Below are 24,740 nucleotides of genomic sequence, written 5' to 3' on the forward strand. Positions count from 1 at the left end.
TAGAACTTTCCTTTTATTTAATAATTAGCTATTTTTGAAATTTATAATTTCATTGAGTGAAATAATATGGACAAGCTTTTGTGCATGAGAGTGTTTGCAGAGGCTGCTAAGTCGGGAAGCTTTGTAGGAGCTGCAGACGTGATGTCGATGTCAGCGCCTGCGGTTACTCGGTGTATTGCACATTTAGAGGCACAGTTAAATACTCGACTTTTTCATCGCACAACGCGACAAGTGAAATTGAGTGAGGTTGGTGAACATTACCTTATTCATGTTTCACGTATACTGGCAGATATTGAGCAAAGTGAAGCTGCTGTGTCTGGCATTGATTTAGTGCCCAGAGGTGAGCTTAATATCACGGCACCAATTTTGTTCGGCGAACGTTATGTAACGCCAATAATATCCCAATTCCTTAAGGACTATCCCGACATTAGGGTTAATGGGCATTTTCACGACGATGTGGTGAATCTAATTGATAGCAATATGGATGTAGCAATACGTATAGGTAACCCGAAAGACTCCTCGCTTTACGGTGTTACGGTAGGATACGTACGGCGTGTAACCTGTGCGGCGCCTAGCTACTTGGCGAGTAGCCCGGCCATAAAAAAGCCAGAAGATTTAAAACGGCATAGTGTGCTTTATCCGACGCGCTTTAACGAGCCAGCGGTATGGACGTATCACAAAAGCGGCAGACCTATTGCCATTAAGCTCACACCTCGTTTTCAATCCAACCAAAACAGAGCGGCTATTAACGCCGCCATTGCAGGCGTTGGGGTTGTTCGGTTGATGTCCTATCAGGTTGCTGAAGCACTTAGAAGTGGTGATTTGGTAAGTTTGTTAGAAGATGTGGAAGACAAAAAGTTGCCTATACAGGTGGTAAGTGTTGAAGGGCGTAAGAACCTTTCTAAGGTTAAAATGTTCATTGACTATGTAAAGGCAGGGTTGGCGAACAACGAGTATCTTAACCCTAGGGCCTGAATAATCCAGAGTATCTTGACCTACGCGTGTGGTGCTCAGGCTGTAGCATAAGTTGTGAGTAAAATGGGTTGCGTTACACTAAACCAATCGTTATCGTCGCAAAGATTTTAAAGTTAGCAATTTAAAGTTAGTATTTTAAAATTGGCATCTTAAAATTTGTATTTTGACATCTAAAACTTTAACAGGATCTGTTAAAGGCGCTACTCAAACGTTAATAATAAAAAATCATCGAGGCAACATGGTTTCCTGGCAATCACTTACATTTAATGAAATGACTAATCATCAACTCTTCGATTTGTTCAAGCTGCGTGTCGATGTTTTTGTCGTTGAGCAAAACTGTGCCTATCCGGAGCTTGACGAAAAAGACCGCCATCCGAAAACTCATCATTTAATGGGGTTTCAAGATAACAAATTGGTAGCGTGTGCACGATTACTTGGCGAAGGGGTAAGTTATCCATCGGTGAGTATCGGTCGAGTAGCTACCAGCGAAGCGTTCAGAGGTAAAGGGGCGGGCAGAGCACTTATGCGTGAAGCCATTGATCATTGTGAGGCGTTATGGCCAGGCTGTGATATTGAAATTGGCGCGCAAGAGTATTTAAAACGGTTTTATGAAGGTTTTGGGTTTGAAGCCACTTCGACTATGTATTTGGAAGACGATATTCCTCACATCGATATGAAAAGAGCAGGCACGGCAAAAGCGTAGCTCAGTGCCTAGCTCGAAATATTGGTTGGCATGACCTTTTATGGCCCAGGCGTTTGACCTAATAATTATGTTCACCCGTGCCAACCGATAAGCTGTGCTTTTATTTGCACCTAGATACCATCAACCCTAACGCTTATTTGGCATCGGGTAACTGGGAGACTAATTCATCTAGTCCGCTTACCACCGTGTCAGGCGCTATTGCTAACGGGTAAAGTACCTTGCCGGGGCGTGCAATGAACGCGGCTTGCCAGCCTGCCTGTTTTGCACCAGCAATATCCCAACCGTGTGCCGCCACTAACATAGCGTCTTCTGCTGCTATACCCATTTTTTCAATAGCCCACTCGTAAGTGCGTGTATCGGGCTTATATAAGTTAATGTCTTCAACACTTAGTCGCTCGTCGAAATAAGACAAAAGATCAGCATTCTTAAATTGGGTATAAACGCCTTGATTAGATGAGTTGGTAAGGCTTACGAGTTTATAGCCTTTGTCTTTAAGTGCCTGCAAGCCATCGCGCACGTCAGGGTGGGGTGGTAGGCTTCGCAAAGGGGTGACAATTGCCGTTTTGGCTTGCTCTTTGGTCAATTCAATACCTTCAATTTCAGCGACCATCAGCAAGGAGGCAACGCCAATTTCTCCAAAGGTATGAAAGCGGCCAGTCGTTGAATCAACCAGTGAATGATGCAGCATAGTAGAGAACCACAGTGGCAACAAATCATCTCGACCGCCCAAGGCTTCGCCTACCGAGCTGCGCATGGCGGTGAGGTCTAGCAAGGTCTCATTAACATCGAAAAAGATAACCTTTGGTGCTCGCAATTCCCGTGCAGACATTGCTGTATTCTTATCAGGCTGCGCGGCATCTCTGGTGTCTGTCTGAGCGAAGACTGGTGATGACAATAGACTAATGCCTACAGCGGTCGCGCAACATAGCCTTGAGAGTAATGAAGAAGGTGAGCGAGCCATAATTATCCTTTATATAAGTTTTGAACGAGTGTTCAAATTAGGCGGGATAACACATGAATGCAATAGCTAATGAGACGAAACGACTATTTTCTGGTGGTCAACCGATAGCCGTTGCCTCTCAGAGTTTCAATAAGTATGGCATCACTGCTGTGAAGCTTTTGTCGCAGCCTACTGATATACACATCAACAACATTAGTTAGCGGATCGCTGTGACTTCGCCATACTCGACTTAATATGCGTTCTCGAGACAGCACTTTTTCAGCATTTTCTGCGAAGTAGTAGAGCATGTCGTATTCTAGTTTGGTGAGTGAAATCTCTTCTCCAGACAATGTCGCAATACGTGACTCGTCATCGATGTTTAACGGTCCGATGGTGAGGCCTAATTGGGTAACCGGTGTATTCGTCACTCTTCGGCTTAAGGCCGTTATGCGCGCAAGTAGTTCGTCAAAGTCAAATGGCTTGCACAAATAGTCATCCGCGCCTTGTTTTAAACCATTCACGCGCTCGCGTACTTCGTCCACTGCGGTTAGCAACAAAACCATAGGGGCATGGGGAAGCGACTTGATTGCGGGCAGCAGCTCTACGCTATCTTCATCACCAAACATGCGATCAAGTACAATAATGGCAGGGGTTTCATGGCGAATGCGCGTGACTAAGTTGTGTAATGCCGACTCTTCGATGCACTCAAAACCTTCAGCGCTTAAGCCTCGTGATAGAAAGCGTAGCAAGGGGGCTTCGTCATCAGCAATAAGAATTTTCATTGTTGTTATGATCCTAGTCGTTCGATGTTACTTAACGGTTGTTATTAATCTAAGGGCGTCGCGTGGTCTTGTAAAACTGGCAGCGTCAACGTGAACTGCGAGCCTTTACCTAATGTGGAATGCGCACTCAATGTACCGTGGTGGGCTTCTGCTATCGCTTTAGCGATAGACAAACCTAGCCCCATTCCATTGCCTTTGCGCTTTAACCTAACGAAGCGTTCAAAAACGTGCTGCAAATCACTTGACGAAATGCCTTCACCGCTATCAATGACCGATACGTTGATATTCGGGCCTTCGCTCTCAACGCGCAGCACAATGGGCGTATCGGGATAAGAATATTTGTGCGCGTTTTCGATAAGGATGGTCAGTACCTGCGCAATTCTGTCTTTGTCGATGAGCACTTGGACCTCATTATTGGCAAGCCATTTAAGGTATAGGTCTCTTGGCTTTGTGAGCTTTTGCCATAACGCCATATTTTGTGTAAGCAGGTTATGTAAGTCAGATTTAACCAGATCTACAGTAAATTCGTGCATCTCGGCACGCGCTAGCAGCAGCAAATCATCAACCAACTTACTTAAGTTCACGGCTTGCTCAAGTATGGTTTCTAGCGTTTCTTTATAAATCTCGTTGCTAGCCGCAGCCTGCCTAAGGGTTACCTGCGCTTCGCCTCGAATAATGGTTAACGGCGTGCGCAATTCGTGACTTACATCAGCCATAAATTGTCGGCGCTTTGCGTCCAGCTGAGTGAGTTTATTGTTAGCTTCTTTTAACGCCCGGGTTCGGCTCTCCACTTCAAACTCTAAGTGCTTACGATGGGCATCAGCCTGGTCTTCGTGTTCTTGTAGTCGCGCTATCATGGAATTTAGTGCTTTGACCAAGTCAGTAAATTCGCTATCCAGGGTTTCAGGCAATCGATAGTGGTAGTTTCCCGAGGCAATGGCATCGGTACCCGTGCGAATAACTGTAAGCGGCTGATACAGGGCATTGAATAGCCAATAGCAACCCAGCAGAATAAAAGGACAGGTAATAAGACCTAAACTGATAGTAAACCACACAATGCTGGTGTTTAGCGTTTCAATGCTAGCGTTAATGCGCGATACAACGCCTGTCTGGCGGTTTACTGCAGAGTTGATGGCCTCCCTAAACTGGTTGTCGATTGTAACCTCTAGTAATGTTTGAAGGCGCTGCTGTTGATTAAGTGGAGTACTGTCGTTACTTAGCGCGATAGCTCTAAACTCTTCCACAATGCTTTGAATGAGCGCTTCAAGTTCATCAGTATCTTCAACGCTTCCTAGTGTTGCCTCAAGCCCTAGTGCTTCGCGTTGTGCAAGTTCCAGGGACTTTATACGGTTCAACGAGTTTTCTATTTGTTGTTGCTTATTTCTCACTTTCGCTTGGTTTGCATTCTTACCAAAAATAAGCTCATCGGTTAGCTGTTTGAAAAGCCTATAGGAAATACTTGATAACTGTTGGTGCTCTGACAGCAGCGATTGAGCGAGCTGTGCTTGCGCTAGGTTAGTGCGTGTTAAATGTGCAGAAATAGCTGCGCTGGCCAATGCTATCAACAAGATAAATGTGGACAGAAGCCCAAAAAGGTAGAGTTTACGTTTGTACATTGGCAGCAGCGTCATGATTATTTGTCACTATATACGCTAAATGTAATTTAATGGTGCAGTTTCACGGTAATAAAATAGCAAGTCTGAGCAGATGGGCTACCAGCGACATGACGGGGGAATTGGTGTAAAAATAGAACTTAACAAAGGGCGCGAGAGAGAGAAGAAAAAAGTGCGTTTATAAAAGGCATGATCACTATGAAAACGTGATCGTTTAAGCCGTGCGCTCAAGAATAGACAAGGCAATATCTGTTTGATATTGGAGCTCTTCATCTATTTTCCAGTGTTCGGGGCTCCAACCCGCTAAGAACCGATAAAAGTCAGCGCAGGCGAAGGGGTACAGGCACTTCCATTCAGCAATGATAAGCGCAATATCAGCACGCTTGAAACAAGCCGAACTATCATTGTTAGCCAATCGAGTGTGTAGCGCATCTTCGAGCGCTTGAAAGTAGGTATTGAGCAGTGCATCACGATGCTTCATGTGGGTTTGGGTTGATAGGGCACTGCCCAAAAAATACGCCACGTCCTTTATGCCTGCGCCATAACCCACGTACTGAAAGTCGACAGCTGCACAGTCAGAAAAATCTTCGGTAAAACAAAAGTTAGCCACTTTAGCATCGCCGTGCACCAAAGTGTGGTAGTGAGCGTCGCCTAACGTGGTAGATATATCGACAGCATGTTGCTTTAGTAATCCATCCGACATGGCGTTGAACTCATCTTCACGGGTTGCCAAGTGCCAATAAGTGCCTTCAGGCCATAATTGTAAACTTCGGCTATCAAATTCACCTCTTACATTGACAAAGCGCGCATGAAAGTTGGCAAGCCATTTTAAAACAGTGATGCATTGCGCAGCGGTAAGTGAAGAGGCCGTGCGAGAATAGCCGCTGTGTGCTAAGTCTTCCATAACAAGAAGGGAGGCTTCGCCCTGTTGGCTGTGCCCTAAGCATTTAGCTGTACGGCACGACGCATCAGTTTGGACTTGAACGTCGCTATAAAAACAGTTCTCTACCTTAAAAGATTGGCACTTACGGTTGTGGCTAGCTTCACCATTCCAGCCTTTAGGGTGTGAGAGCCTGCGTGGCGGAGTGGCGCATTTCACGACTACTTTTAGCGCTGCTTCGTCTCCACCTTGTTGCGCGCCAAGTGGGTTTTGTTGAGCTTGGTGATACTGGCTTTCTTGGGAAGGGCTACTCTCGTCCTGGTTCTTTGAAAAAGTACTATTGGGATAGCCCAAAGTGGCACGAAAGCATGCACCGTAGCCACTCCAAAGAGGTTGAATCATTTGTGTGTCTAATACTTGCGCGCTACATACTTGGCTTAACCAATCTATATACTGCTGGTTTACCGTATCTGACATTTTATTCTCAACTCGGACTCGATGTTAAACGTACACTAACAAACAAAAAAGCCGCTCGAAAGCGGCTTTTACGTCAATTAGCTATTAGCGCACTAGCGACTGAAAATTATTCAGCCACTGCTGCTACTTCGGCAACGTCATCTACCGACTGAGGAAGCGTTGTTACTGCTGATGCACGTGACGTTACGTGCGACATCGCTGCAGTTTTACCCGATACTGCGAGTGCAGGTCGTGTGTCGTCAGCTTTAGCGGTAAGCGCTACATCAACAAACGCGTCGTTTACTGCTGCAGGCAATGCCATAGGGTGCGATGCACCACGCTTTCCTTTGCCGCTGGCTGCTAGGCTTGAAGAAGGCGCTGCTGTTTTTTCAGCTTCTTCTTTAGCCGCTGGCGCCTCTGCTTTAGCTTCTTGTGCTGGTGCTTCAGGTTCTGCAACTACAGGTGCGTCAGCCAAGTTTATTTCAACTTGCTCTGGCGATGCTGCTGCTCCGTCTTTAGCTTCTGGCGCCGTGGCTTCTTGCGCAGTATCAGCTTGTGTTGCTTTACCTTCAACTGCAGGTTCCGTCTGTGCCTTTTCTTCGGCGCGGCTTTCTTGCACCGAAGTTTCGGTCGCTTGAGCAGACTCGACTTCAGTCGTCGCGTTGTCGCCAGCTGACGTTACCTTTTCAGTTGAATCAACAGGTTCTTCTGAAGTTACTTCTTCCGCAGAAACTTTATCGTCAGCTGAAGCTTTATCGTCAGCTGAAGGCTCTGTACCCGCTGAAGGCTCTGTACCCGCTGAAGGCTCTGCATCAAACTGAAGTTCGTCTTGAACCGCTTCAACATCAAGCTTAGCTTTTTCTTGCTTATCTTGTTTAGAAACAGGTTGCTCGTCGGCCGGCGCTAGTTGTCCAGGCTCTTGCGCTTGTGTTTCTTCAACAACAGGTGCCTCGGTTTTAGCTGTCGCTTCAACTTCAGTTTCCGCCTGCTGTGGTGACAACTCACCAGGTTGTTTAGCTTGCGTGTCTGTATCGTCAACTTGCTGCGACTCTTTCTTACGACGTTGACCTGCTGCTCGAACATGACGTGGAGAGCGGCGTGAACGGCCACGGCCTTCACGTTTCTGACCTTGCTCTTCACTATTAGCGTCGGTACTTGCATCAGTATTTTCAACGGCATCACTAGTTACCGCAGATGAGTCATCTTCACCCTTAACAGCATCCGATACTGGTTTCGCTTCAACAGGTTTTTCAGCTGATTTTTTCTCTGCCTTCACTGTTGGTTTTTGCGCATCCGGCTTCGGCTCTGCCGTGTTTTCAACTGGAGTCTCTGCTTTCGGCGCTTTCGGCTTAGTGTCAGCTTTAGCTTTCTGCTGCACTGGCGTTTCTTTGGCTACTGGTGCGGCCTGCGCTTCGTTTTGTTCAGCAGTATTTACCGCGTTGTCATCTTTCTTCACACGAACGCTGCGGCGTTTATCACGACGTTTTCTACGTTCAGCAACTTCACGTTTCTTCTGCGCTTGGTTCTCTTGCTGCTCGCCATCTTGCTTTTCGTGCTTAGGCTTTTGTTGCTCATCGCGTGGTTGCTGTGCCTTACGAGGCTTACGACCTTTGTTATTGCGTTTATCATCTTGATCTTGACGATGGTCTTGTCTCTGGTCTCGTTGTTGTTCGCTGCGCGGTTTGCGATTATCCTGCTGCTCACTATCGCGGTTTTGGTCTTTACCTTGAGACTGATTGCCACGACGATTATTCTTATTACGCGGCTTGCGACGACGATCGTCATTGTTGCGGCTGCGGTTGTTTCTATTTTTATTACCAGACTGTGGATTCTTGTCTTTATTGGTTTCTTCTTCGCTTTCGCTACCGAACAAATCACTAATCCATTTACCAAATCGTGCAAATAGCGAAGGCACATCGTCGGCTTTCTTCGCTGGCTCTTCTTTTGGCGCTACAACAGGTGCAGCCGTTGGTGCGACAAGGCCTTTAAGTGCTGGCTCTTCACGCTTAACCGGTGCAGAAGTCGTCGTTTCCGTCTCAGCTTCTACCGCAGGCATTAACTCTACGTCATAACTCGCTTCCGAAACAACGTCATCCGGGCGTCTGCGTAATACCTGGTAATGCGGTGTATCTAGATTCGCGTTAGGAATAAGTAACAAGTCAACGCCGTGGCGTTTTTCTAGAAGCTGAATAGACTTACGCTTTTCGTTAAGTAAGTACGTCGCTACCGGAACAGGTAATTGCGCTTCAATTTGCCCCGTATTCTCTTTAATGCTCTCTTCTTCCAGAATACGAAGAATAGACAGCGCCAAAGATTCGGTGCCGCGAATAGTTCCGTGACCAGAACAACGCGGGCACACATGGTGAGCAGATTCACCTAGAGAAGGGCGTAAACGCTGGCGAGACATTTCCAAAAGGCCAAAGCGAGAAATGCGACCAAGTTGTACTCGTGCTCTGTCGCTTCTTACCGCGTCTTTCATGCGGTTTTCAACTTCACGTTGGTGACGTACTGGCGTCATATCAATGAAGTCGATTACAACCAATCCGCCTAGGTCGCGAAGGCGCAGCTGTCGGGCAATCTCGTCTGCAGCTTCCAAGTTAGTGTTTAGTGCTGTCTCTTCAATATCACCACCCTTAGTTGCGCGGGCTGAGTTAATATCGATAGAGGTAAGTGCTTCTGTTGGGTCGATAACGATTGAGCCGCCAGAAGGCAAACGCACTTCGCGTTGGAATGCAGACTCAATTTGGCTTTCGATTTGGTAGTGACTAAATAAAGGCACTTCACCACGATAAAGCTTTACGCGGTTTGCAAAGTCAGGGCGCACTAATTGAATGTGCTGTAACGCTTGCTCGTAAATACTGGTTTTATCGATAAGGATTTCGCCAATATCGCGACGTAGGTAGTCGCGGATAGCGCGTACAATAACGTTACTTTCCTGGTGAATTAAGAAAGGTGCTTCGCGCTCTTCAGCTACCTCGGAAATCGCTTCCCAGTGCTTGAGGAGGACTTTTAAATCCCATTCTAATTCTTCGTAAGATTTACCTACACCCGCAGTACGGACAATAAGACCCATACCGTCAGGAAGATCTAACTTGCTTAGTGACTCTTTAAGTTCTGTACGCTCATCACCTTCAATACGGCGAGAGATACCGCCAGCGCGTGGGTTATTTGGCATAAGTACCAAGTAACTGCCCGCAAGCGATAGGAATGTAGTCAAAGCCGCGCCTTTTTGACCACGTTCTTCTTTGTCAATTTGAACAATAACTTCTTGGCCTTCTTTGATAACATCTTTGATGTTTGGGCGGCCTTCGAATTTATAACCTTTAGGGAAGTAAGTGCGGGCAATTTCTTTAAGGGGAAGGAAACCGTGACGCTCTGCGCCGTAGTCAACAAAAGCAGCTTCTAAGCTTGGTTCAACGCGGGTAATTTTACCTTTGTAGATGTTCGCTTTTTTCTGCTCGTGCCCTGGGCTTTCAATATCTAAATCGTACAACCGTTGCCCATCAACAAGGGCAACACGCAACTCTTCTTGCTGAGTTGCATTAATTAACATTCTTTTCATTGTATCTAACTCTGTTTTAGTACAGCCGTTAAGACACAAAATTAAAGTGACATGTGCAAACCCTCACCGCGCAACCTCACGGCTGGACGGGGACCTTGTTGTATCGTCGCATTATCCCTGGTGGTTGGCCATGTTAGCGCCGTTTTTAGCACTCAAATTCAATTGAATTCGCTTATGTCTTATTTTCAGACAAATTCTCAAGCAAATTACTATGGCCACACTGCTTTAAGGATGTCGGGAGCGACTAGCCCTTATTACTGTATTCTTTTTTACAAGCAATTTTATTTGCTTGCGTGTCATTTAATTCTGTTAGTTAACGGCAAACTTATTTTATGTTCGCAAGCAATGGCGATTGCTTTATCACGGCAGTGTAGTCGTTGCCTCTCTAGCTTGGTTGGCCTGAAAAATAATTTTCATTGCGGATGCTACCAACGCGAACGCCATACTTTTTCGTTTTACAAGTTTGAGCAGCATCGTCATTCTTTATAGATTGCTATCTCTTTCTTGATTGTTGTTTTTATAACGCTTGGTTTCACGCTTTTGAGAGGGGCTTTACTTACCACCTGACATCAAAAACTTATGTGTGAATTGTACCGTCCAAAAAACGTCGTTAATTATCGCACCAAAAACGCTTTTTTAGCAAGGAAAGCAAGTGAATAAATTGTGTATATCTCAATATGTGGGCTGGTAACGAAGGCTAGAGACTTAAAGAAAAACTGCCTTTGTTTAAAATTGCATCGATAAGGGCTTTTTTCAATTATTTCTCACTTTCAATTGGCAGAGAGAAATAGCAATGGGGTATACTCAGAACATGAAAGAAGAAGCTCCCCAAAAAGTTCGTTTTGTAACGGTTGAAGCCGACTTGGCTGGTCAACGTATCGATAATTTTTTGCGCACCCAGCTAAAAGGCGTGCCCAAAAGCATGATCTATCGCATTTTACGCAAAGGTGAAGTGCGGGTGAATAAAGGTCGTGTTAAGCCTGAATATAAGTTACAAGCCGACGATTTAATCAGAATTCCACCGGTTCGCGTGTCGGAAGGTGCTCCTGCGCCATCGCCAAAGCTCGATAAAATTGCATCATTAGAGTCGCATATCCTTTTCGAGGACGACCGTATACTTGTTATCAACAAGCCATCGGGAATGGCCGTTCACGGAGGAAGTGGCTTAAGCTTTGGTTTAATCGAAGGCTTAAGAGCCTTGCGTCCTGATGCCAAATTTATGGAATTGGTACACCGATTAGACCGTGACACGTCGGGCTGCATTTTAATTGCTAAAAAACGTTCTGCCCTTCGCCACATGCATGAGCAGCTTCGCACTGGCAAAATGGACAAGCGATATAATGCGCTAGTTGCAGGTGAGTGGCCTAAAACCCGATTTAAAGTTAAAGCGCCGCTTCGTAAAAATGTGCTGCAATCGGGTGAGCGCATGGTAAGCGTAAGCGACGATGGTAAACCGTCAGAAACTCGCTATCGCATATTAGAGGAATACGCAGGTGCAACCTTGGTTGAAGCGTCGCCTATTACAGGTAGAACCCACCAAATTCGCGTTCACTGTTTGCATGCGGGTCATCCTATTGCTTGTGACCCAAAATACGGTGATGCGGATTTCGACGCGGCAATGCGCCAAAAAGGACTGAACAGACTGTTCCTTCACGCTCGCAGTATTTCACTGCTGCACCCAGCGACTGAAGAGCGCGTAACATTTACCGCGCCGTTAGACGACACTCTCTCAAATACACTTAAAGCGCTGTAAGTTATGCATTCAAAAAAGCAGGCTGTGGAAACACAGTCTTTCACTTCGTTAGATAAAACACTGCCTAAGTACAAACTTGTTATCTTTGATTGGGATGGCACGCTCATGGATTCGGCGGCAAAAATTGTTAGCTGCATGCAGCTTGCCGCAAAGCAGTGTGATATGCCTGTTCCTACCTACGACGAAGTAGGCCACATTATTGGTATAAGTTTAAAGCCTGCCATTAAACAGCTTTTTAATATCAAAGACGATGAGTTAGCCGAACGTTTGGTCGCCGCCTATAAAGAGGCATTTGTCACTCGCGATACAACGCCGTGTCCTTTGTTTGATGGCGTTGAACCGTTACTTAGTAATTTGAAAGAAGCGGGGTGCACATTGGCCGTTGCGACAGGTAAAGCGCGCCGTGGTCTTGATCGAGCGTGGGCACAAACAGGGACGGGACCTTTCTTCAGTGCGTCACGTTCCGCCGATGAGGCAGAATCAAAGCCTTCGCCCGACATGCTCCTACAGTTACTTGATGAACTTAGTGTAAAAATAGAAGACGCCGTTATGATTGGTGACACAACCTACGACATGCAAATGGCGAAAACGATTGGTATGGATAGGATAGGTGTGTCATATGGCGTTCACGCGCAGGTTCATTTAGAAGCGTTGTTACCTGTTGCACTTGTACACTCTATAAGTGAACTAGAAACAGCGCTATTCAAATAGCGCTGGTTTGTAGCGCTGGTTTGTAGCACTGCTTTGATACAACTGCTCTGACAGAATTAGTGGCTTACTGTGCAGCCATTGCTAATAAATCCACATCGAAGTGTGCGTCCAGTAATTCATTTAGCAGCATTATAGGAAGACCGATTAAACTGTTAGGGTCGCGGCTTTCTATTTTATCGAACAGTAATACACCCAAACCTTCGCTTTTAAAACTGCCGGCGCAATCAAGTGGTTGCTCTTTATCTACATAGGCGCGAATGGCAGCCTCACTGTTAAGGCGAAAGAAAACGCGTGTTTCATCTACCTGTGTTATCGTTTTATTAGCGCTAGGTTGGTGAAGGCAAAGTGCAGTATAAAATGACACTTGCTTACCTTGGCATGCCATTAGCTGGTTTACTGCATTTTCAAACGTACCGGGCTTGCCAAGTAGCTGCGGGCCCGCATCGGTTTGGACCAAAGCTACTTGATCACTCCCTATAATAATGGTGTCGTTATTTATCTTTTCTAATTCAGCGGCAACCTTGTGCGCCTTTTGTTCGGCTAAACGTAAACTCAATGCAGTAGGGCTTTCGTTCGCAAAGGGCGTTTCGTCAATATCTGGTGCGTGGGTGTCTACCTGAATACCAATGTTGGCGAGCAACATTTTTCGGTATTGCGATGATGAGGCGAGAACAAGGGAGGCCACAATTACTCCTTTTATAAAATCAATATGTTGCGTACTTTTAGTTAGTAGTACAATGTTACATTATCACTGCGCACCACATACAGCGTTTTATTGTAGGTTAAAACGCAATTTTGCTTTGACAGGAAGGGGTTGACCCTATATCATGCGCGCCCTATGCAGAAAGTGAAACTCCCTCATTCGGTTGAACCGACTAAAAGTGCCATGAAACGTTCCGATTACCGGGGCGTGATTGCGTCTAAAGATATGGAACGATTGAGTGAAGCAGTTGTCCGATGCAGTGACTATGTGGACGCAGAAGTGCAGTTCGAAAAAGACGCGCAGGGTCTTACTGTTTTTCACGGTCATTTAGCCACGCAGGTAACACTTATCTGTCAAAGGTGTAATGGTGAACTCGATTATCCCGTGGAAGCGGAATTCTGTTTTACTCCAGTGCAGGGAGAAGAGCAGGAAAGCGACGACATCATTCCCGAGGCTTACGAACCGGTAGAGGTCAACGACCACGGAGAAGTCAGTCTGCTTCAAATTTTTGAAGACGAGCTACTGTTATCTTTGCCAATTGTACCCCTTCATGCAGAGTCGGAGTGTACGGTAAAGCGAGACGACATGTCGTTTGGAAAGATTGAACCGGAACAAGAGCGACAAAACCCTTTCGCGGTTTTGAAAGAACTTAAGCGAGACCAGGAGTAAGTTATGGCAGTACAACAAAATCGTAAAACGCGTTCTAAGCGCGGTATGCGTCGCTCACACGATGCATTGACAGGCGCGACTTTGTCTGTCGATTCAACGTCGGGCGAAACTCACCGTCGTCACCACGTGACCGCTGACGGTTATTACAAAGGCAAGAAAGTAATCGGCGCGTAATACGGCGACTACATTTTGTCTAAACTAACCATCGCGTTAGATATCATGGGGGGCGATCATGGTCCCCCTGTTATCCTTCCCGCAGCCGTAAAGGCTATTCAATTTCACCCAGACGTGCACTTCACGCTATGCGGTGATGAAGATACCATCAAAGCAGGTATACAGCCCCTTACTGATTCTGAGCGCAACCGCGTTACTATTGTGCATTGCTCACAAGTCGTTGAGATGGGCGAAGCGCCTACGTCAGCGCTACGAAATAAGAAAGATTCTTCTATGCGTCGCGTTATTGAGCTTGTCGAAAGTGGCGAGGCTAACGCGTGTGTAAGCGCAGGTAATACCGGTGCATTGCTTACCTTATCGTTCTATTTGCTTAAAACCTTATCAGGTATTGACAGGCCCGCACTCATTAATATGATGCCTACAACAGGGCACCATAACGTTTTTCTTTTGGATTTAGGCGCTAACGTAAACTGCACGCCTGAAATACTTTTCCAATACGGCGTTATGGGCTCAGTGCTTGCGCAAGAGGTGGCGGGCATAGCATCGCCACGGGTTGCCTTATTGAACGTAGGCGAAGAAGATATTAAAGGTAACGCACAGGTAAAATCTGCCGACCAGCTTTTTAAAGACGCGCCAGGCATAAACTATATTGGTTATGTAGAAGGCGACGACATTTTCACCGATCATGCCGATGTAGTGGTAACAGACGGTTTTACCGGAAATGTAGCGCTTAAATCGAGCGAAGGGCTGGCTAAGTTAGTGATAAACGAAGTAAAACGTCAGTCACAGAAGAACTTTTATACCCGATTATTGGCAAAAATTGCCTTCCCATTACTGAAATCTATCTATAACAGCGTGAACCCCGACCAGTATAACGGTGCGAGTCTGATAGGATTGCGCGGCATTGTTATCAAGAGTCACGGAAATGCACAAAAAGACGCCTTTTATTACGCCATAGTGCAAGCAATGAAAGAAGCAAAGATGCATTTACCTGAAAAGATAAAGACAAAGATAGAAACGGTATTGTTGGAGCAGCTTTGAGCAAATATTCACGCTTTATAGGAACAGGTAGCTATTATCCCAGCGACGTGCGTACAAACGCAGATTTAGAGCAAATGGTGGACACCAGTGACGAATGGATCACTGACCGTACCGGGATAAAAGAGCGACGTATTATTGGAGCAGATGAAACCGCTGCTACCATGGGGGCAGAAGCCAGTAAGAAAGCCATTGAGATGGCTGGCATTGACCCGAAATCTATCGACATGATTGTGTGTGCCACCACAAGTGGTCGCTATGCGCTTCCAAGCACAGCATGTGAAATTCAACGCATTCTAGATATTGACGGTATTCCTGCTTTTGACGTAGCTGCTGCGTGTGCGGGTTACTGCTACGCGTTAAGTGTTGCCGATCAATACATTAAGTCTGGAATGGCGAAACGTATTCTTGTAGTCGGTACCGACTGTTTAAGCCGCTTGATAAACCCTGAAGACAGAACCATGGTTATCTTGTTTGGCGATGCGGCAGGCGCAACGATTATTGAAGCAAGTGATGAACCTGGAATTCTTTCCACACATATCAACGCATCAGGCTCTCACGGCGATTTGCTGTACGTGGGTAATCCAACCCGTGGTGACGAGCAGTCGGTTCACGAGAACTGGGGTGTGATGCGTGGAAATGAAGTCTTTAAGGTGGCGGTAACCAAGCTTTCAGAAGTGGTTGAACAAACCCTTGCTGCCAACGGTATGCAAAAATCTGATCTTGACTGGTTAGTACCTCACCAAGCAAACTTTAGAATTATTAAAGCGACAGCTAAAAAGCTGAATATGTCTCTTGATCAGGTAGTGCTTACGTTAGAGCAGTATGGTAATACCTCTGCTGCTACTGTGCCTACAGCGCTTGATACCGCTATCAGAGACGGGCGCATTCAACGCGGACAGCATTTATTACTAGAAGCATTCGGAGGCGGATTTGCTTGGGCATCGGCGCTTGTACGCTATTAGCCTTGCAGATATTTGCCTTGGTGATTTTTGCCTCGATAGGGGCACTCCAACTCAGACGTTTTCTCGTTTCTAGTAAATTAAAAATAATAAGGAATCGACATGACAAAGACAGCCTGTGTATTTCCAGGACAAGGTTCTCAAAGCGTAGGTATGCTAAAGGAACTTGCTGAAATTTCTCCTATTATCGAAGCAACGTTTAAAGAAGCCTCTGACGCGCTCGGCTACGATCTGTGGGATTTAGTCCAAAATGATACAGACGGTAAACTTAACGAAACGCATATCACTCAGCCAGCGTTGCTTGCTGCTAGCGTAGCAATTTGGCGTGTTATTCGCGAGCAGGGCATCGATGTTGATTACCTAGCGGGTCACAGCCTTGGTGAGTACTCAGCATTAGTATGTGGCGGCGCCATGGATTTTGCTGATGCTATCAAGCTTGTGGAAGCCCGTGGTAAATACATGCAAGAAGCTGTACCAGCAGGTGCGGGTGCCATGTATGCCATTATCGGACTAGACGATGCCGCCATTGCTGATATTTGTCAGCAAACCGCTATTGCTACAGGCGATGTGGTTGCGCCAGTAAACTTCAACTCTCCAGGCCAAGTGGTTATTGCAGGGGAAAAGAACGCCGCAGAGCAAGCTGCTAATGCGTGTAAAGAAGCGGGCGCAAAGCGCGCACTTCCTCTTGCGGTAAGCGTTCCTTCACACTGTGAGTTAATGCGTCCTGCAGCAGATAAGTTGGAAGACGCGTTATCGTCATTGAACGTTAATGAGCCTGCAATTAATATCGTGAATAATGTTGATGTCACTATTGAAACCCAAGGTGATGCAATCAAGAACGCATTAGTGAGACAACTATATTGCCCCGTTCAATGGACGCGTACCGTTGAATATTTGGCGGCAGCGGGCGTTGAGCGCGTTATTGAAGTAGGTCCAGGTAAAGTACTTACTGGATTGAACAAACGTATCGACAAGAGCCTAGAATCTCTTGCAGTTAATACACCTGATGGTGTTGAAGCATTAAAACAATAAGGAAACGCAATGAGTCAATTAGACGGTAAAATTGCGCTTGTTACCGGCGCAAGCCGAGGTATAGGCAAAGCGATTGCCACGCAGCTTGCTCAGCAAGGTGCTACGGTTATCGGAACCGCAACCAGTGAAAATGGTGCGCAAGCGATCAGCGATTATCTTTCTGAGTTCGGCGGCAAAGGCTTTGCACTAAATGTCACCGACAAAGAAAGCGTAGATACCACGATTAAAGCGATTAATGAAGCACATGGTGGTATCGATATCTTGGTCAATAATGCAGGCATCACACGTGATAATCTGCTAATGCGCATGAAAGATGACGAGTGGCAGGACATTATCGACACCAACTTAACTTCAATTTTCACACTGTCAAAAGCGGTGCTTCGCGGTATGATGAAGAAGCGTTTTGGTCGCATCGTGAATATTGGTTCAGTGGTGGGCAGTGCAGGTAACGCCGGACAGGCAAACTATGCTGCAGCGAAAGCAGGGGTCATTGGTTTTTCTAAATCAATGGCTCGAGAAGTGGCTTCTCGTGGTATTACCATCAACGTTGTAGCGCCTGGTTTTATCGATACCGATATGACAAAAGCGCTGACCGATGACCAAAAAGAAGCCATTTTCAAAGATATTCCGGCTAACCGATTAGGCGAGCCTGATGAAATTGCAGCCACTGTTGCCTTTTTAGTAAGCGATGGTGCAGCCTATATTACAGGCGAAACTATCCATGTAAATGGTGGTATGTATATGGGGTAAATTCGCAAAAATTGCGAATTTTCCTTAGTTTGGGGTGGTATTTACCCGAACTTGGATGTAAAAATAGTATTTTACGAATTTCGAATGTCGCTGGTTTGACCAGAAAATTTGTTTAAACTGGTGCTTGCAAGGATGCACCTTGCAAAATAAACTAGCGGCACTTTTATTATCTAGTGACGTTTAAGGGAAACCTAGAATTATGAGTAACATTGAAGAACGCGTTAAGAAAATCATCGTTGAACAACTTGGCGTGAAAGAAGAAGAAGTAAAAGCAGAAGCTTCATTCGTTGACGATTTAGGCGCTGATTCACTTGACACTGTTGAGCTAGTAATGGCTTTGGAAGAAGAATTCGATACTGAAATTCCTGACGAAGAAGCAGAAAAAATTACTACTGTTCAATCAGCAATTGATTACATCAACGCTAACAAAGACGCTTAAGTCTTAAGTAGCGACAAAACGGCTCTTCTAACAGAGCCGTTTTTGTATCTCCTACCTTAGTTCCAAAGCGAGGGCTTTTTGTGACAAAACGTCGCGTAGTGGTTACTGGTCTTGGAATGCTTTCACCATTAGGTCTTAATAGCGAAGACACATGGCGCAAATTGCTCGCGGGCGAAAGCGGCATCGGTGAAATCACCCATTTCGATTGTAGTAACTATTCAACCCGTTTCGCAGGTCAAATTAATGATTTTGATCCGCAGGAATACATTGAAAAGAAAGAAACCAAGAAAATGGACCGCTTTATCCAGCTGGGTATAGCAGCAGGCAAGCAAGCCTTGGTCGATTCTGGTTTAACTATTTCACAAGATAATGCGCATCGAGTAGGTGTAGCTATTGGTTCAGGTATTGGTGGTTTAGAACAAATTGAACAAAACCATTTGAAACTGACAAATAGCGGTCCTAAGCGCGTATCGCCATTTTTTGTACCTTCAACCATTACCAACATGATCTCAGGCTTTTTGTCTATCATGGAAGGGTTGAAAGGACCGAATTTAAACGTTGTGACTGCTTGTACAACAGGCGTTCATAACATTGGCATTGCCGCAAGAACAATTGCTTATGGCGATGCTGATGCCATGTTGGCCGGAGGCGCAGAAGCGTCTATTACTCCGCTAGGCATGGCTGGTTTTGCCGCAGCACGTGCGTTGTCATCTCGCAACGACAACCCACAAGCCGCAAGCCGCCCATGGGATAAAGACCGCGATGGTTTTGTCATGGGTGAGGGCGCTGGCGTGGTAATGCTAGAAGAATATGAAGCAGCAAAAGCGCGTGGCGCGACCATTTATGCAGAACTGGTTGGTTTTGGCATGAGCGGCGACGCATACCACATGACTTCTCCACCTGAAGATGGAGAAGGTGCGGCTGCGTCTATGCAAAACGCGATAAATGATGCGAAGTTGGATGCAAGCGAAATCGGCTATGTTAACGCACATGGTACGTCTACGCCTGCAGGTGACATTGCAGAAGTGGCAGCAGTAAAACGCGTGTTCAATGACCATGCTCACAAGCTACTTGTTAGCTCTACCAAGTCAATGACAGGCCATTTGCTAGGGGCCGCCGGTTCAGTTGAGGCAATTTTCACTATTTTGGCACTGCGAGACAAAATGGCGCCGCCAACCATTAACTTGGATGAACCAGGTGAAGGCTGCGACTTAGACTTTGTTGCACACAAAGCGAAAGCATTCAATGAAGACTACGCACTGTGTAACTCATTCGGGTTTGGCGGTACGAACGGCTCATTGATTTTCAAGCGTATCTAATACGGCGTGGCTAACGCTGTTTAAGTGTAATTCACGTATATTTAAAAGGCAGCTTCGGCTGCCTTTTGTTGTTTATACAGTTAAATCTCACAGTGAATATCATAAAACTCAGGTCTCTTTGAACACCGCTACAGCCAAATCAATTCAGCTAGACGTTGTCTGACCAACGCAAGTTGGTATACTTCCAACAACCACAATAACGGCGAACAAGAGTAGGCAGTGAGAATTATTCCTAGCGCTACGCCTATTTCATCAAGTGACAGGGCGTTTAATTATGGCGACGGTGTGTTTACCACATTGTTGGTAAGTGAACATCAAGTAGAATTATTGCCTTATCATATTTCACGTTTAAAGCACGATGCGGCAGCCATCAAGCTCAATATTGATATCCGCGCGCTTGAAGCCGCAATTGCTGAACAAGTTAAGGCGATAAAGAACGGCTCAGGTGGTAACGCTTCTCCAAAATATGTACTAAAAGTTCACGTGTCGGGAGGTCAAGCCGGAAGAGGGTATGCGCGAAGCGAAGACAGTGAAGCATTAATCAGATTTAGCCAGCACCCTTACCCTGTCCATTACGATAGTCTTGCGAATGAAGGGGCAACGGTAATTTGCGCTCAAACTCGGTTAGCCATTCAACCATTGCTTGCGGGTGTAAAGCATATGAACAGGCTAGAACAAGTCTTAATTAAGCACGAAGTAGACGACGCTGGCGCACACGATGCTATTGTTTGCGATACCCAAGATAACATTATTGAAGCGAGTGCTGGCAATGTATTTTTCTACCTCAATGAACAATGGTATACCCCGTCTTTGAAAGGAAGCGGTGTCAATGGCGTAGTCAGACAGTGTCTTATTGATTCGCTGTTAAACGACAATTGTTCGCTTCACGTGGGGGAATATGACCTTTCTTATTTGCGAAAAGCGAGTGCAGTGGTAATTACCAATGCACTAATGGGCGTAATGCCGGTACAGAAAATACAAATGCCGGATTTCTCTTATGTCGATTTTGATGTAAGAAGCGATGCGATTGTAGCACTAAAGACACGGCTTCAGACTGCGCTTCAAAATTAATTAAAACGCACTTCTTACAACGGGGTTCGTCAACGTTTTACGAGCTTCACCAGATTAGTAGTAAAAAGAAATAAAATGGAATGTAAAGCAATGAAGAAAGGGGAAGTTCAAGCATGAAGCGGGTAATTGTTATTCTATTATCTCTTGTCATGCTTGCCGTTGTTGGGGCAGCCTTTGGCGTAATGTATGTCTCGAGCAAGGTTACCGATGAACTAGTGTTAAAAAGTGAAACCTTATTTACGATAGCGAGCGGCAGTAACGCTTATCGTACCGTGAAACACTTGCGTAAAATAGGCATGACCGATGTGTCGCCCTTTGTTGCTAAGGTGTGGCTCAAATTCTTTGCAGGCAGTACGTCTGTTAAGTCTGGCACCTACATGCTGCGCCCAGGGCAGTCACTAGTAGATGTGTTTACCTTGTTTACTGAGGGCGATGAGCATCTCTTCGCAGTGAGTTTAGTCGAAGGGCTAACCCTTGCACAGTGGCTTGAGGCGCTTAAACAAAACACTGATTTGGTGTTTGATTTAAACGAAGGGAAATTAAACCAGCTCACTCAGGATAATGGCGTAGATTGGTGTTGCGAAAACGTTTCGCAGACAGAGGGCGTATATTTGGCTGATACGTATTTCTTTACCAAAGGCACAACCGCAAGCGAGGTATTGAAAAGAGCACACCGCGCGCTAATTGACTTTGTCTCTAGCGAATGGGAGTTACGGGATGCCGAACTGCCGTTAGCCACACCTTACGAGGCTCTTATCTTGGCGAGTATCATTGAAAAAGAAACGGCTGTGCCTGCGGAACGTGACATGATTTCAGGCGTTTTCGTCAATAGGCTAAACAGAAATATGCGTCTTCAAACTGATCCCACCGTGATTTATGGTATCGGTCCTACGTTTGACGGAAACATTACCCGTAAGCACTTGCGAACAGCAACGCCTTACAATACCTATGTTATTAAAGGGCTCCCACCTACGCCTATCGCGATGGCAGGCAAGGCCGCCATTCACGCTGCTTTGCACCCACTGACAACGGATGCACTCTATTTTGTAGCGAAGGGCGATGGCAGCCATCAATTTTCTACGACACTAGCTGAACACAATGCAGCTGTGCGAAAATACCAGTTAAAACGATAGCCGTATTGATGCAGACAACCGATACGTTATAGCTAAATAAAAACAGAGTTTAAAAAGTAATGCGCGGAAAGTTTATTGTAGTTGAAGGCCTTGAAGGGGCAGGAAAAAGCTCAGTGATTGGGCTGATTGTTCAAGCATTAAAAGGTGCAGGAAAGCGCGTTGAGCAAACTCGTGAGCCAGGCGGCACACCGATGGCAGAGGCCATTCGAGAATGTGTAAAACACGACTGGGATGAGACCGTGAGTGAGGAGACTGAACTACTTCTTATGTATGCGGCGCGTGTGCAATTACTTACCAATAAAATCTTACCTTCACTTGATACTGGTGCGTGGGTGGTAGGTGACAGACACGACCTGTCATCTCAAGCCTATCAAGGCGGTGGTCGGGGCGTCAGTGGAAAAACAATGTCGGCCATCAGCGATATCGCCCTTAAAGGGTTTAAGCCAGATTTAACTTTATATCTGGATGTCGAGCCTGCGGTTGGACTAGAGCGCGCCCGTGGGCGAGGGGAGCTTGACCGCATTGAGCAAGCGGGGCTCGCCTTTTTCGAACGAACTCGTGCAAAATACTTGTCTCTTGCTAAGCAAGATGAATCTATCGTCGTGGTCAGTGCAATGCAGCCTATGGAAAAGGTTCATCAAGACGTGATTGCGATTATCAACGACTATGTGACGAACACAAGTAGCGAAAGCCAGCAGGGGAAAGGTTAATGCAAGTAATGCCTTGGTTTGCTACAACGTTCTCGACGTTACTGTCGCGATATATGGCAAAGAAACTACACCATGGTTTATTGCTGACAGGGCCAAAGGGAATTGGAAAATACCAACTCGCGTTAGGGTTAAGCAATGCGCTATTGTGTAAGCAGCCAAGCATAAATGGGCCATGTGAACAGTGTCAAAGTTGCCATTTGAGGCAAGCTGGAAACCACCCAGACTTTCATGTTTTAGAAAGTGAAAAGCAGTTAGGTGTGGATAAAATTCGCGAGGGCATTGGTAAGCTATCAGGTACTGCGCAAATGGGGGGCAATAAAGTGTTGTTGATTCCCCGTGCCGATACCATGACGGAAGCGGCGGCTAATGCACTGTTGAAAACCTTAGAAGAACCCACAAATAATACCTTCTTGCTGCTGATCACTGACAGTATCAATAAAATTATGCCGACCATATTAAGTCGATGTGAACGGCAGATACTCTCACTCCCGTCAGTGTCAGATAGTTTGAACTACTTAAACGCTAAGGGCGTAGAAGATGCAAGCGAAGCGTTACTGGCAGCTTATGGCTATGCTCCTCTTCGCGTAGAAGAGGCCCTCAGTGGTGAAGAAGACATTAGCTATCGCAATTTTAGCGATGGTATGCAAGCGCTCTTAGCAGGCGATGCAAATTTGCAAGTACAAACGCTTGCGAATAAGTGGCAGGACAATGCGCCTCAAATCGCATTGTGGTGTCAACAGATGGCCCATGACGAATACATAAAACGTCAACAGGCTGTTGATTTTAAACGCTATGAAGCGTGTGTTGATGCGGTAAGAACGCTGCAGCACGCAGGTGTTAACAAATCAATGGTACTTTTTGGGTTACTAAAGCAATTTCAACGTTAATAGGCAAACGCTGGCTTGTCGAAGCCCTTTTTTCTAACAGCAATTTTTTAAAACAGGTGTAGTTTGTTCGTAGATTCTCATTGTCACTTAGACCGACTTAAGCAAGGGCCAGAAGAGCTGGCTGAAACCTTAAATTTCGCAAGAACCCGAGGTGTTGAACACTTCCTTTGTGTGTGCGTATCTGTTGGTGATTACGACAGCATGTTAGCAGCTGTAAGTCAGTTTGAAGATGTATCAGTATCTTGTGGTGTGCACCCACTACATCAAGATGAAGCGTGTAGCTATGAAGAACTGTTAGAGAAGGCGCAGCGTGAAGAAGTGGTAGCCATTGGCGAAACTGGGCTGGACTATTTTTATAGTCCGGAAAGTAAAGAAGTCCAGCTAACGTCTTTCGTCGACCACATCAAAGTAGCTAACGAAACTAAAAAGCCGTTAATTATTCATACGCGGGATGCACGGGAAGACACCATTAACTTACTCCGCCAACACAAAGCTGCGCACACTAAAGGTGTTTTGCATTGCTTTACTGAGTCATTAGACATGGCGCTGGCAGCAATAGAGATGGACTTCTATATCTCTATTTCAGGCATCGTAACCTTTAATTCAGCAGATGAATTGCGTGAAGTGGTAAAAGCGATCCCTTTAGAGCGACTACTTATTGAAACTGACTCACCATGGCTTGCGCCAGTTCCTCATCGAGGTAAACAAAACCAGCCAGGTTACGTGGTAGAAGTGGCAGAATTTATTGCTGAGCTTAAAGGCGTGACGGTAAAAGAATTAGCTGAAATTACCACGCAAAACTTCTACACGCTGTTTTCTTTAGCTGCGAAGAAGAAAGCCGCGTAGCGGTAAGTATAGGCGATTTTACTCTCGGAGGTGGTTATGCCCCAGTGGCGACAAGGGTTGACAAAGAGTCTTCACCAAACTCGCAGTATGCCAGAAAGTCGTTACTTTCAGTTAGCTACTGTGGACGGTAGTGGTGTACCGTACTGCCGTACCGTGGTTTTTAGAGGGATCACCGACGACAACCAACTGGTGGTTATTTCTGACACCCGCTCAGATAAATATGACCAGCTTGGCCAGAATCCTCACTCGCAGGTTTGTTGGTATTTTTCTAAAACCAGGGAGCAATATCGCTTCTCTTGTACTGCAACAATAATAACGTTACATCAAGATGCTGACTTAGTTACTCAGCACTGGAATAAATTGTCAGATGCAGGCAAAAAGCAGTTTTTGTGGGGCGAGCCTGGCACGCCAAGAAACGATGGTTCGGCACTACAGGTTGAAGGGGATTTTGGTGTAGTTCCACCTCACTTTTGCGTAATCATGCTGGCTATTGATAGCGTAGATTACCTGAACTTGAGAGGTAACCCTCAAAGTCGAGAGTGGCATCAAAAAGACGGAAATGGCAACTGGGTTAGCCAGTCATTGATACCGTAGGTAACAACCTCTAGTCTCTAAGTAGGCACATATTGAGT

At 45.9% G+C, this 24,740-nt stretch carries 24 protein-coding genes; 18 read left to right on the plus strand and 6 right to left on the minus strand.

Features of this window, described 5'->3' with window-relative positions:
* Positions 1 to 84 precede the first annotated feature (84 nt).
* Positions 85 to 975: a LysR substrate-binding domain-containing protein gene (locus WA381_RS18385; protein ID WP_156087334.1), complete on the plus strand. Its 891-nt coding sequence runs from the start codon at positions 85 to 87 to the stop codon at positions 973 to 975.
* A 238-nt stretch (positions 976 to 1,213) separates the two neighbouring features.
* Positions 1,214 to 1,678, plus strand: coding sequence for a GNAT family N-acetyltransferase (locus WA381_RS18390; protein ID WP_156086302.1), 465 nt, complete (start codon positions 1,214 to 1,216; stop codon positions 1,676 to 1,678).
* Positions 1,679 to 1,811: 133 nt separating this feature from the next.
* Here the strand turns inward: WA381_RS18390 and WA381_RS18395 are convergent, their stop codons facing one another.
* From WA381_RS18395 to rne, 5 genes are all read right to left on the minus strand, one after another.
* On the minus strand, positions 1,812 to 2,639 hold the full coding sequence (locus WA381_RS18395; protein ID WP_156086303.1) for a haloacid dehalogenase type II: 828 nt from the start codon (positions 2,637 to 2,639) through the stop codon (positions 1,812 to 1,814).
* Between the two features lie 83 nt (positions 2,640 to 2,722).
* Positions 2,723 to 3,400: a response regulator transcription factor gene (locus WA381_RS18400; protein WP_156086304.1), complete on the minus strand. Its 678-nt coding sequence runs from the start codon at positions 3,398 to 3,400 to the stop codon at positions 2,723 to 2,725.
* 44 nt (positions 3,401 to 3,444) lie between these two features.
* Entirely contained in the window at positions 3,445 to 5,016 is a 1,572-nt protein-coding gene (locus WA381_RS18405; protein ID WP_156086305.1) for a sensor histidine kinase, read from the minus strand.
* A 211-nt stretch (positions 5,017 to 5,227) separates the two neighbouring features.
* Positions 5,228 to 6,370, minus strand: coding sequence for an oxidoreductase family protein (locus tag WA381_RS18410; protein ID WP_156086306.1), 1,143 nt, complete (start codon positions 6,368 to 6,370; stop codon positions 5,228 to 5,230).
* Positions 6,371 to 6,476: 106 nt separating this feature from the next.
* Positions 6,477 to 9,911: a ribonuclease E gene (gene rne, locus WA381_RS18415; RefSeq protein ID WP_156086307.1), complete on the minus strand. Its 3,435-nt coding sequence runs from the start codon at positions 9,909 to 9,911 to the stop codon at positions 6,477 to 6,479.
* A gap of 811 nt (positions 9,912 to 10,722) precedes the next feature.
* On the opposite strand from rne, the gene rluC reads away from it, so the two are divergent.
* Entirely contained in the window at positions 10,723 to 11,664 is a 942-nt protein-coding gene (rluC, locus tag WA381_RS18420) for a 23S rRNA pseudouridine(955/2504/2580) synthase RluC (RefSeq protein WP_014979112.1), read from the plus strand.
* Between the two features lie 3 nt (positions 11,665 to 11,667).
* The gene (locus tag WA381_RS18425) at positions 11,668 to 12,375 is read left to right on the plus strand and encodes an HAD family hydrolase (protein WP_156086308.1); all 708 of its coding nucleotides are present in this window, start codon (positions 11,668 to 11,670) and stop codon (positions 12,373 to 12,375) included.
* Positions 12,376 to 12,439: 64 nt separating this feature from the next.
* On the opposite strand, the gene WA381_RS18430 is transcribed toward WA381_RS18425, so the two are convergent.
* Entirely contained in the window at positions 12,440 to 13,060 is a 621-nt protein-coding gene (locus tag WA381_RS18430) for a Maf family protein (RefSeq protein ID WP_156086309.1), read from the minus strand.
* Positions 13,061 to 13,213: 153 nt separating this feature from the next.
* Here WA381_RS18430 and yceD point away from each other — a divergent pair, with 153 nt between their 5' ends.
* From yceD to WA381_RS18500, 14 genes are all read left to right on the plus strand, one after another.
* Positions 13,214 to 13,747 (plus strand): 23S rRNA accumulation protein YceD, encoded by a 534-nt coding sequence (gene yceD, locus WA381_RS18435; RefSeq protein WP_156086310.1) that lies wholly within the window; start codon positions 13,214 to 13,216, stop codon positions 13,745 to 13,747.
* Positions 13,748 to 13,750: 3 nt separating this feature from the next.
* Positions 13,751 to 13,921 carry a 50S ribosomal protein L32 gene (rpmF, locus tag WA381_RS18440; protein WP_012518206.1) on the plus strand — a complete coding sequence of 57 codons (171 nt, stop codon included), beginning with the start codon at positions 13,751 to 13,753 and terminating at the stop codon, positions 13,919 to 13,921.
* Positions 13,922 to 13,936: 15 nt separating this feature from the next.
* Entirely contained in the window at positions 13,937 to 14,962 is a 1,026-nt protein-coding gene (gene plsX, locus WA381_RS18445) for a phosphate acyltransferase PlsX (protein WP_156086311.1), read from the plus strand.
* Positions 14,959 to 15,924: a beta-ketoacyl-ACP synthase III gene (locus tag WA381_RS18450; protein ID WP_014949212.1), complete on the plus strand. Its 966-nt coding sequence runs from the start codon at positions 14,959 to 14,961 to the stop codon at positions 15,922 to 15,924. Before plsX ends, WA381_RS18450 begins: the two co-directional genes overlap by 4 nt.
* Positions 15,925 to 16,023: 99 nt before the next feature.
* On the plus strand, positions 16,024 to 16,953 hold the full coding sequence (fabD, locus tag WA381_RS18455; protein ID WP_156086312.1) for an ACP S-malonyltransferase: 930 nt from the start codon (positions 16,024 to 16,026) through the stop codon (positions 16,951 to 16,953).
* A 9-nt stretch (positions 16,954 to 16,962) separates the two neighbouring features.
* Positions 16,963 to 17,703, plus strand: a complete 741-nt coding sequence (gene fabG / locus WA381_RS18460) for a 3-oxoacyl-ACP reductase FabG (protein WP_014976326.1) — start codon at positions 16,963 to 16,965, stop codon at positions 17,701 to 17,703.
* 199 nt (positions 17,704 to 17,902) lie between these two features.
* Positions 17,903 to 18,142 carry an acyl carrier protein gene (acpP, locus tag WA381_RS18465; RefSeq protein WP_012518211.1) on the plus strand — a complete coding sequence of 80 codons (240 nt, stop codon included), beginning with the start codon at positions 17,903 to 17,905 and terminating at the stop codon, positions 18,140 to 18,142.
* Positions 18,143 to 18,222: 80 nt separating this feature from the next.
* On the plus strand, positions 18,223 to 19,461 hold the full coding sequence (gene fabF, locus WA381_RS18470; protein WP_014949215.1) for a beta-ketoacyl-ACP synthase II: 1,239 nt from the start codon (positions 18,223 to 18,225) through the stop codon (positions 19,459 to 19,461).
* Between the two features lie 219 nt (positions 19,462 to 19,680).
* A complete protein-coding gene (gene pabC, locus WA381_RS18475; RefSeq protein ID WP_156086313.1) occupies positions 19,681 to 20,532 on the plus strand; it encodes an aminodeoxychorismate lyase in 852 nt (283 codons plus the stop codon).
* A 113-nt stretch (positions 20,533 to 20,645) separates the two neighbouring features.
* Positions 20,646 to 21,665, plus strand: coding sequence for an endolytic transglycosylase MltG (gene mltG, locus WA381_RS18480; RefSeq protein ID WP_156086314.1), 1,020 nt, complete (start codon positions 20,646 to 20,648; stop codon positions 21,663 to 21,665).
* A 59-nt stretch (positions 21,666 to 21,724) separates the two neighbouring features.
* Positions 21,725 to 22,375 (plus strand): dTMP kinase, encoded by a 651-nt coding sequence (gene tmk / locus WA381_RS18485; protein WP_156086315.1) that lies wholly within the window; start codon positions 21,725 to 21,727, stop codon positions 22,373 to 22,375.
* Positions 22,375 to 23,262: a DNA polymerase III subunit delta' gene (holB, locus tag WA381_RS18490; protein ID WP_014979119.1), complete on the plus strand. Its 888-nt coding sequence runs from the start codon at positions 22,375 to 22,377 to the stop codon at positions 23,260 to 23,262. Before tmk ends, holB begins: the two co-directional genes overlap by 1 nt.
* Positions 23,263 to 23,325: 63 nt before the next feature.
* Complete coding sequence (locus tag WA381_RS18495; protein WP_014979120.1) at positions 23,326 to 24,108, plus strand: TatD family hydrolase; 783 nt, start codon at positions 23,326 to 23,328, stop codon at positions 24,106 to 24,108.
* Positions 24,109 to 24,144: 36 nt separating this feature from the next.
* Positions 24,145 to 24,702 carry a pyridoxamine 5'-phosphate oxidase family protein gene (locus WA381_RS18500; protein ID WP_156086316.1) on the plus strand — a complete coding sequence of 186 codons (558 nt, stop codon included), beginning with the start codon at positions 24,145 to 24,147 and terminating at the stop codon, positions 24,700 to 24,702.
* Positions 24,703 to 24,740: the final 38 nt, after the last annotated feature.

The sequence above is a fragment of the Alteromonas sp. CH_MED4-4 genome, assembly GCF_037029575.1.
GTDB lineage: Bacteria > Pseudomonadota > Gammaproteobacteria > Enterobacterales > Alteromonadaceae > Alteromonas > Alteromonas macleodii.